Origin of the sequence: Vibrio sp. Sgm 5 (genome assembly GCF_026241575.1) — a bacterium.
In the GTDB taxonomy this organism is placed as follows: domain Bacteria; phylum Pseudomonadota; class Gammaproteobacteria; order Enterobacterales; family Vibrionaceae; genus Vibrio; species Vibrio jasicida.
Genome location: NZ_JAPHPY010000096.1, coordinates 1 through 8,422, shown reverse-complemented (window position 1 = coordinate 8,422; position 8,422 = coordinate 1). Strand labels below are relative to the sequence as shown.

Annotated in this window: 5 protein-coding genes and 1 pseudogene; 1 reads left to right on the top strand and 5 read right to left on the bottom strand. The window is 44.1% G+C overall.

Features of this window, described 5'->3' with window-relative positions; translation table 11 throughout:
• Positions 1 to 108 precede the first annotated feature (108 nt).
• The gene (locus tag OQJ86_RS25730; protein WP_265992088.1) at positions 109 to 1,872 is read right to left on the bottom strand and encodes a sigma-54-dependent Fis family transcriptional regulator; all 1,764 of its coding nucleotides are present in this window, start codon (positions 1,870 to 1,872) and stop codon (positions 109 to 111) included.
• Between the two features lie 247 nt (positions 1,873 to 2,119).
• Here OQJ86_RS25730 and OQJ86_RS25725 point away from each other — a divergent pair.
• Positions 2,120 to 3,319 (top strand): annotated as a pseudogene (locus OQJ86_RS25725) (aldehyde dehydrogenase family protein); the annotation flags it as partial.
• Here the strand turns inward: OQJ86_RS25725 and OQJ86_RS25720 are convergent.
• The 4 genes from OQJ86_RS25720 to OQJ86_RS25705 all read right to left on the bottom strand — a co-directional run bounded on the left by OQJ86_RS25720 (position 3,295) and on the right by OQJ86_RS25705 (position 8,236).
• Positions 3,295 to 4,041 (bottom strand): porin, encoded by a 747-nt coding sequence (locus tag OQJ86_RS25720; RefSeq protein WP_265992090.1) that lies wholly within the window; start codon positions 4,039 to 4,041, stop codon positions 3,295 to 3,297. The pseudogene OQJ86_RS25725 and the gene OQJ86_RS25720 overlap by 25 nt on opposite strands.
• A gap of 140 nt (positions 4,042 to 4,181) precedes the next feature.
• The gene (locus OQJ86_RS25715; RefSeq protein WP_265992086.1) at positions 4,182 to 5,399 is read right to left on the bottom strand and encodes an aromatic amino acid transporter; all 1,218 of its coding nucleotides are present in this window, start codon (positions 5,397 to 5,399) and stop codon (positions 4,182 to 4,184) included.
• A 94-nt stretch (positions 5,400 to 5,493) separates the two neighbouring features.
• Positions 5,494 to 6,909 (bottom strand): tryptophanase, encoded by a 1,416-nt coding sequence (gene tnaA / locus OQJ86_RS25710; protein ID WP_265992083.1) that lies wholly within the window; start codon positions 6,907 to 6,909, stop codon positions 5,494 to 5,496.
• A gap of 556 nt (positions 6,910 to 7,465) precedes the next feature.
• Positions 7,466 to 8,236 carry a sulfite exporter TauE/SafE family protein gene (locus OQJ86_RS25705; RefSeq protein ID WP_265992081.1) on the bottom strand — a complete coding sequence of 257 codons (771 nt, stop codon included), beginning with the start codon at positions 8,234 to 8,236 and terminating at the stop codon, positions 7,466 to 7,468.
• Between the last annotated feature and the right edge of the window lie 186 nt (positions 8,237 to 8,422).

The window sequence follows — 8,422 nt, the reverse complement described above, 5'->3', positions numbered from 1 at the left end:
TATCGGATTTTTACACACTGGTGGGATCGTTCAATTGATCAGTCTATTAATTTCTTAACTGATCGGCATTACCCCAAGAGGTGCTCTTTTTTTATTTCTCACACTTCATCATTTCAGCATACCAAGGCTCTTGAGCTTGCGATAAATGGTATTGCGGCTCAAACCCAACATGCGTGAGGTTTTACTGATGTTGCCTTGGTTTGCTTGGTAGGTTTTCACCAACTTATCTTCCACAGTCGTACGCATGTCTCTGGTTTTTGACGTATCCACTTGTTCGATAACGTTTGTTTGGCTTAGCTTTTTGGCAAGGTGGTTCGGTACGTGGCTAAGCTCGAGTTGCGCTTCTCCTTGCGCCATCAAGGCTGACACTTTTATTAAGCTGTCGAGCTCACGCAGATTCCCCGGCCAACCATAGCCCAACATTAATGATAGTAGGTGAGGGCAAATGCTTTGTTCAGACTCGGCGTGACGACGATGAATGTTTTCAATCAGTGCTTGTTTGTCGCTACGCTCTTGGAAACGAGGCAATTCGACGATGAGTCCGTTTAGGCGGTAATAAAGATCCTGACGAAATGCACCTTGTTCAACCAATCGCTCTAAGTCTTTGTGTGTTGCGGCGATGATCTGTGTATCAACTTGGATGGTTTGGTTAGAGCCGACAGGCAACACGGTTTTGTCTTGGAGCACATGCAGCAGTCGGCTTTGTGCTTCTAATGGTAAGTCTGCGATTTCATCTAAGAACAAGATGCCTTTGTGTGCTTGACGAATTTTACCTTGGTAGCCTTTGTTGTTTGCTCCGGTGAATGCACCTGCGACATAACCAAACAGTTCGGATTCGACCAAGTCTTTCGGCAGCGCACCGCAGTTCACGGAAACTAATGGGCCGTTTTTTCTCTGGCTGTTTTTGTGCAGAGCTTTAACAAACTCATTTTTGCCTACGCCCGTTTCACCAAGGATCAACAAGCTTATGTCTTTATCTATAACGCGATTGGCTTGCTGCCAGCAGTGCTCGACGGTGGTGTCGCCATAATGCAGGTCATTCGAGGCAGAAATGGCACGGGATGATGTTTTACGCTCCGATAGTGGCTGAGTTTTGAAGACTAAAGATTCGTTACTGGCAGAATCGTCGAGTATGGAGGCGAGTTGCTGTCCAACAACGTTGGTTTGATCCAGCAATTGTGATGCAACTTGGTTATGAGCCAGAATCTGCCCCTCTTCATTGGCGATGATGATGCCTTGCCAACCGCTATTCAGTAGACCTTGCTCACAGGCTAAATCCACTCGAATATGCCCTTGAGGAATTTGGTTGAGCAGTTGATTCTCCACTTGCTGAACCATGTTTTGCACTAAAACTTGCGTTGAAAAGTCATGCTTCTTTTGTTCGCTAGTGATGTCCAGAACCCCAATCAAGTGACCCAAATGATCAAAGATAGGGCTTGCCGAGCAACTGATGAAACGGTGATGTTGTATGAAGTGCTGGTCACCAATCACAGAGACAGGCTTTGCTTCCACTAATGCTGTGCCAATGGCATTCGTACCTTTGAGCTTTTCTTGCCAACATGCACCAGAACTGAGTGCAATCTCGGTCAACTTTTCGCGGAATTTGGGTTGTCCCCAGCTACCGATGATCACGCCATCTGCATCGGTCAAGATTAGGCGACTGTCGCTGTGCGCAAACAACTGGTTAAACAGGGGAAGAGCGAATTGTTTGACCGCATCGATCAAGAAATTGAGCTGTTGGCGTCTGTCTTCAAGAAACGCGGAAGTTACGCGAATATCGTCTGGTCGACGTCGCTGTTTTAAACCGGCTTGCTCACTTCTATCCCATGAGGTGGAAAGCCAATTGCTGTTGGTAATGTGTTGAAGTTCCATGACTGTACCATTTTGTCACAGTGAGGGTGTGCCATTTTGGAACACTTGAACACTGGTGTTCACACCATACATCCGCTCAAACGTCACTCACTTGGTTTGTTATCGCTTGGTAATCATAGTTTTACATTTAATTAACAACAAGACGCGCGTTGTTGGCATGTGACTTGAGTAATGAAGTGAACAACACAACAGAGTTGAACACTCGGTTGTTTAAAACAAAAACTGAACGAGAACAAAAGGAAGAGTTATGATTTATGCACAGCCAGGTAGTGAAAATGCCATCGTTAATTTCAAATCGCATTACGACAACTACATCGGTGGCGAATGGGTAAAACCAACGGGTGGTGAATACTTCGACAATACATCGCCAATCAATGGTCAAGCGTATTGTAAGGTAGCTCGTTCCGGAGAAGCAGACATCAATCTTGCACTTGATGCTGCACATGGCGTAAGAGCGCAATGGGCGAAAACCAGTGTGACTGAGCGTTCGAACATCCTACTTAAGATTGCAGATCGCATTGAGCAACATCTTGAAGAGTTGGCTGTGGCAGAAACATGGGAAAACGGCAAACCCGTTCGTGAAACGTTAGCCGCAGACTTGCCTTTGGTTGTCGACCACTTCCGCTACTTCGCAGGTTGTATCCGCGCTCAAGAAGGCAGTGCGGCCGAGTTAGATGAGCATACCGCAAGTTATCACTTCCCTGAGCCGATTGGGGTAGTTGGGCAGATCATCCCTTGGAACTTCCCAATGTTGATGGCAGCTTGGAAGTTGGCTCCAGCATTGGCTGCGGGCTGTTGCGTGGTGCTTAAACCTGCTGAGCAAACGCCGACTTCAATTCTGGTTCTGATGGAAAAAATTGGTGATCTTCTGCCAGCTGGCGTGGTGAATGTAGTCAATGGCTTTGGCTCAGAAGCAGGGCAAGCACTGGCTACGAGTAACCGAATCGCTAAGTTGGCATTTACGGGCTCAACGGAAGTCGGTAACCATATTCTGAAATGCGCGGCAGAGAACCTTATTCCATCGACGGTTGAGCTTGGTGGTAAATCTCCAAATATCTACTTCCCAGATGTGTTTGATCACGAAGACGAATACCTAGATAAGTGTATTGAAGGCACCTTACTTGCGTTCTTTAACCAAGGGGAGGTGTGTACCTGTCCATCACGTGTTTTAGTGCATGAGTCTGTGTACGACAAGTTTATCGCTAAAGTTGCAGAGCGCGCGCAAACAATCAAGCAAGGTAACCCACTTGATACCGATACTCAGGTTGGCGCTCAAGCGTCGCAAGAGCAGTTCGATAAGATCCTGAGTTACCTAGAAATCGGTCGTCAAGAAGGCGCGAAAGTGGTATTTGGTGGCGATGTAGCGAAACAAGAAAACGACTTGGAGCAGGGTTACTACATTCAACCTACTTTGTTACAAGGTCACAACAAGATGCGCGTATTCCAAGGGTTGGGTTTACCTGTTGGCGCTGTACCATCAAATCCGTAACCAAACAAATCGGTTTCGTGTGCATTTTCCCCGATCGTATAGGCTGCCGATATTTGGAAGCCTTGGTTTACGTACTTTGCGGCAAGAGTCGTTAGTTCTTGCGAATCACCATCATTTAAACCACCAGAGCTACCTTCCACTTTGTTGCGCATATAGGTAGTACCAAGGCTCAGGCCGGAATCAAAATCGTAACTTAGCGCGACTGCTAGGTTGTTATCCCTAGTAAGCCCACCCATTTGATTGCTCACGTTATTGAAGCCGTATTGAGCTGATAGGTTCAATGCATCAAAGCTATTACGATAAACGACAAGGTTATCACCGCGTGCCGTCGCTAAAAAACCACCGTCTTTTCCATCACTGAATAGTGGTGTTGCGTCCGGATCAAAAACAATGAGGTTGTCCATGTATCCCGCTACGTCGTAATAAGCAGAATATTGCTTACCAATTCGTAAGCTGCCCAACTCAGTGTGGTTGACGGATATGTAACCCAAACGACTACGGAATTTATCTCCATTTTTATTTCCAAATTCATTCGATGGTGGATTCAGAATTGTGTCCCATTCGAACTTAACGTCCGTAGACCACTTGTCATTGAGGGTACGTGCTACACCAATGTTCAATGTACTGCGACTTGTGTTAAAGAAGTGGTCAAGAAAATGAACAGGTTGGAAGTAGTCCATGAGAAATGCACCACCAATATCGACTTTGTTTACTTCGTCTTCATAAACAGTTACCGAATAAGCATTGTTAGAAAGTAGAACCGTAGAAGCGACAATAAGTAACTTAGTTTTCATCTTAAACGCCATTTCAAAATCTCTGTTTATTGGTTAATAAGGGTGGGTAGGAGATCCATCATCGACATGAAGTGGAAGGTGGCAGTAAGCAAACCAAACAGAAGCACCATGACGATCATTGTGTTGCCAAACGGGGTTTTAAATCCTTCTTGTCCACCTTCGAGTTGACGAGTTTTATAAACAAGTAAAGCCGGGATAAAACAAGTCCATATGGTTGCGGCAGCGCCTGCGTATCCAATTGCTAGGACAAAACCAAATGGGAATAGTAGGGATAAGATGAGTGGTGGAAGAAAGGTTACGAGACACGTTTTGGTTCGGTCTTGCCGCGTATCTGAAAACTTGAAAAAGTCAGCAAGGTAATCAAATAGCCCTAGTCCCACACCGATGAAAGAAGAAAGAATCGCAGCCATTGAAAAGGCGTTAATCGCGTTGGACACCTTATCTGAGTCAATGACGGAATCTAACGCGGCAAGTAGTGTTTCGACGTTTCCGCCTTGCTCGATTACGGGAATAAACTCAGAACGAGGTAAGTTGCCATTAATACTCACTAGCCAAAGCACGTAGAGTGTAAACGCGATGCTTGTACCGCCGAGAATCGCCAACTTGGCGTGGTACTCACATTTGTAATAAGCACGCATAGTCGCTACCGAGTGATGGTAACCGAAGGAGGTTAACGCTACGGGTAGCATCGCTAAAGCAAAAGGCGCGTAATTTGTTTCTTTACTGATATGGTCAAACAATATGTTGGTATCAATATTTATCGCTAAACCTGATACACCAAATATAAAACTCAATATCATGAAGATAATCAGAATGACTGAAATTCTGTCTACCGCTCGTGTTGAATGCCAAACAAATAAAGAAAATATAGCGACAAATAAAACAGAGGAAACTTTACTGTTAATACCAAGGATACCTTCAATGATCAGACCTGATGATGTGATATAAGCATAAAGTAATATGCCTCCAACAAAATAAACTGCGATATTATTTAAAATATTTAATCTATTGCCAAGAACGTCTTGCGTGACAGTATTAAAAGATACTTTTAAATCATATCGCTTAAAAGATTCTAAAAGCATCCATCCTGATATTGTCATCATGATCATGGTTACTAAAATGGCAATAATACTCCAGGTTGTCCAAGCGCCAGCTCCAGCACTTGGTAATCCGAGCATTCCTGCACCTACGCAAACACTTGCAATTATACAAGCGCCGCCAAATAAGGACGGTTTCTTTTCCATGTTTATATTCCTGTAAATGAAATGAATAAACTCAAACCAAATAACGTGTAAGAAAGGAATCTCGCGCATCTAATTATCGATGCGCGAGTGTCTTTTAGACCTCTTTTAAGCGAGCAGTAAAGTGACGTAGTACTTTTGGTTCATAAGTGAAATTCAAGCCTTTTACGTTTTGAGCGTTCTCTTTCACTTTTTGGAAAGCTTCTATGACAAAGTCCATATGGGTTTGCGTGTAAGTAGCGCGAGGAATGGTAAGACGTAACAGTTCTGCGGGACACGGATGTTGTATGCCGGTAGCGGGATCTCTGCCAAGCAACAAAGAACCGATTTCAACCGCACGGATGCCCGCTACTTTATACAGTTCGCAGGCGAGCGCATGAGCGGGGAACTGCTCTGAAGGAATGTGTGGGAGTAATTTTCCGGCGTCAACAAATGCTGCATGGCCGCCCGCTTGTTGGCAGACTACGCCAATGGCTTCTAAGCCATCCACCAAGTATTGGACTTGTCCAATGCGGTATTCCAACCACTCAGTGCGCATGCCATCATACAATCCCACAGCAAGGCGTTCCATGGCACCGCCTTCTAAGCCGCCGTAAGTAGGAAATCCTTCTTGCACGACACACAAAGTTCGGCTCTCGGTATACACATCCATCATTGAGTCATCTTTGAAACACAACAGACCTCCCATTTGTACCATTGCATCTTTTTTCGCAGACATCGCAAGGGCATCAGCGTATTTGTAAGTCTCTTTGGTGATCTCTGCGATGGTCCAGTCTTTATATTCAGGCTCACGCTGTTGTACAAAGTACGCGTTCTCGGCGTAACGTGCAGAATCCATGATGACAGGGATGTCGTAGCGTTGAGCTATCTCATAAACGGCTTTTAGGTTGGCGATAGAAACAGGCTGACCACCGGCTGAGTTACATGTAATAGTGCTGACAATGTAAGGGACGTTTTCTGCTCCCGCCTCTAATATTGCGTGTTCTAATTTCTCTAGATCAAAGTTACCTTTGAAGTCAGCAGTGACGGACGTATCGAACGCCTCTTCGGTATAAACGTTTTTGGCAACGCAGCAATTCACTTGCGTATGGCCTTGCGTTGTATCGAAGAAGTAATTGGATAGGGCCACCATTTTTGAGCGATCTAAGCCTTTTTCCTGCTCCCGCTTTTTGATGAGGACTGGGATGTAAATCTGCTCTGCACCGCGGCCCTGGTGGGTCGGGATGGTCAGTTCATAGCCGAAAATGTCTTTAACCGCGTTGGCTAGGGCATAGTAACTACGACTTCCGCTATACGCCTCATCACCCATCAACATTGCAGCTTGCATTTGCTGGGTAATAGCACCAGTACCACTGTCGGTGAGTAGGTCGATAAACACATCTTCACTATCGAGCAGGAATGGGTTCATGCCTGCTTTTTGAATGGCTTGTTCTCGGTATTCACGTGTGGTGGTTTTTACTGGTTCTACGACGCGAATGCGGAATGGTTCTGGCAAATGTTTAAAGTTTTCCATAATTAAGTCTCTTATTTTATATAGACGTGCGAAGCTAGCCTTTAATAGTGATGTTTATAAAGGAAGATCTAAGAAAATAAATGTAATAGGGATCAACTAACCTTCTTACCGATGGTTAGTAAGATGAGACTAAAGAATAGAAAAAAGAGGTAGGACAGATAATTTAAAGTCGTTGGTGTACCAAGCTATTGAGCTTGACCATAACTTTTCTTGGATCTGAATATACTTCATATTTAATCCTGTGAGTTACAGCAGTTAGACACGTTATTATGCTTACATAACTAATATAAATTAAAAATGTAAACGTACAATAATTGTGAGGTTGTTAATATATGCCATGAAAAAGTGCTATATACGTTCACATAATACATCATGTTACTATGCAAGGAGTTTCTATCATGATTTTTTAATGTATAACACTTTAGTTAGTATTTTTTAGTGAAAACTATTTTAATTTAATATTCAGTTAATGTTCGTATGATTTACGAATGTTTAAATTTTATTAAATAATGGCAACTAATTGCTTATCAAACTAAAGAAATAACCATTTACTTCTTCACATATAAACATCAATAAAGAAGTAAATGGTAATCGCGATAGAAGAAAGGGCGACAAAGCCTTTTACGTGGCTGGGATTCAACTGGCGAGATACACGCGCTGCCAAGTAGCCACCAACTAATGTGCCAACCATAACAACGCTGCCTTTGGTCCAATCGATTGAACCGTTAGCAACAAAAATCACGATAGCAATAAGGGAAACACAGGTCGAAACCAGCAGTTTAAGCCCGTTCATTAAGTTGATGTCTTGGTGTCCAGCAACCACCAAGTAACTTAAGACGATCACACCCAATCCGGCATTGAAGAAGCCACCATAAGCAGAAACGCCAATCAAAAGAAGACTCAGCGCAATCACACCCAGAATGCCGGCGTGTTTGGTCTCTTTGGTCAGAGATTTAATCAACGCAGTCATGCGTGAGCCAGTTAAAAAGAGTACGGTTGCGAATAACAGTAACCATGGAATCGCTTCAAGAAAAACAGACTCTGGCGTATTCAGCAGAAGGTAAGCACCGACAGCACCACCAATCAAACTGAAAGAGATAGTGAAAGCCAGCTCTTGCTTGTTCTTCATTATTTCTTCGCGAAAGCCGATTGCACCACTGATGTAGCCTGCGCAAGAAGCATAGGTATTCGTCGCGTTCGCCATAATGGGAGGCACGCCAACCGCCATCAAGGCAGGAAAGGTTATGAAGCTACCACCACCGGCGACGGAGTTCATGATCCCACCAACGATGCCCGCGGCAAACAAGAGAGCAAATTCCAGCAGCATAAAAAGTCCTTTTTTGTTCTTATAATTTTTGTGTCTGAACGGTTAACACTACGCAACTCACCCAAAGAAATAAAGTAGCGATTAGTCCAAGAAAAAAGCCACCGCATAGGGCTGTCTCTTATACACAAATCCCCAAGCTTGTAGCTTGGGTATTTTTTTTGAACTCTTTCACGTGTGTGTGATCTG

Coding starts and splice junctions, on each gene's coding strand:
- OQJ86_RS25730 (WP_265992088.1), bottom strand. CDS start 1,872: ATGGAACTTCAACACATTACCAACAGCAATTGGCTTTCCACCTCATGG.
- OQJ86_RS25720 (WP_265992090.1), bottom strand. CDS start 4,041: ATGGACTACTTCCAACCTGTTCATTTTCTTGACCACTTCTTTAACACA.
- OQJ86_RS25715 (WP_265992086.1), bottom strand. CDS start 5,399: ATGGAAAAGAAACCGTCCTTATTTGGCGGCGCTTGTATAATTGCAAGT.
- tnaA (WP_265992083.1), bottom strand. CDS start 6,909: ATGGAAAACTTTAAACATTTGCCAGAACCATTCCGCATTCGCGTCGTA.
- OQJ86_RS25705 (WP_265992081.1), bottom strand. CDS start 8,236: ATGCTGCTGGAATTTGCTCTCTTGTTTGCCGCGGGCATCGTTGGTGGG.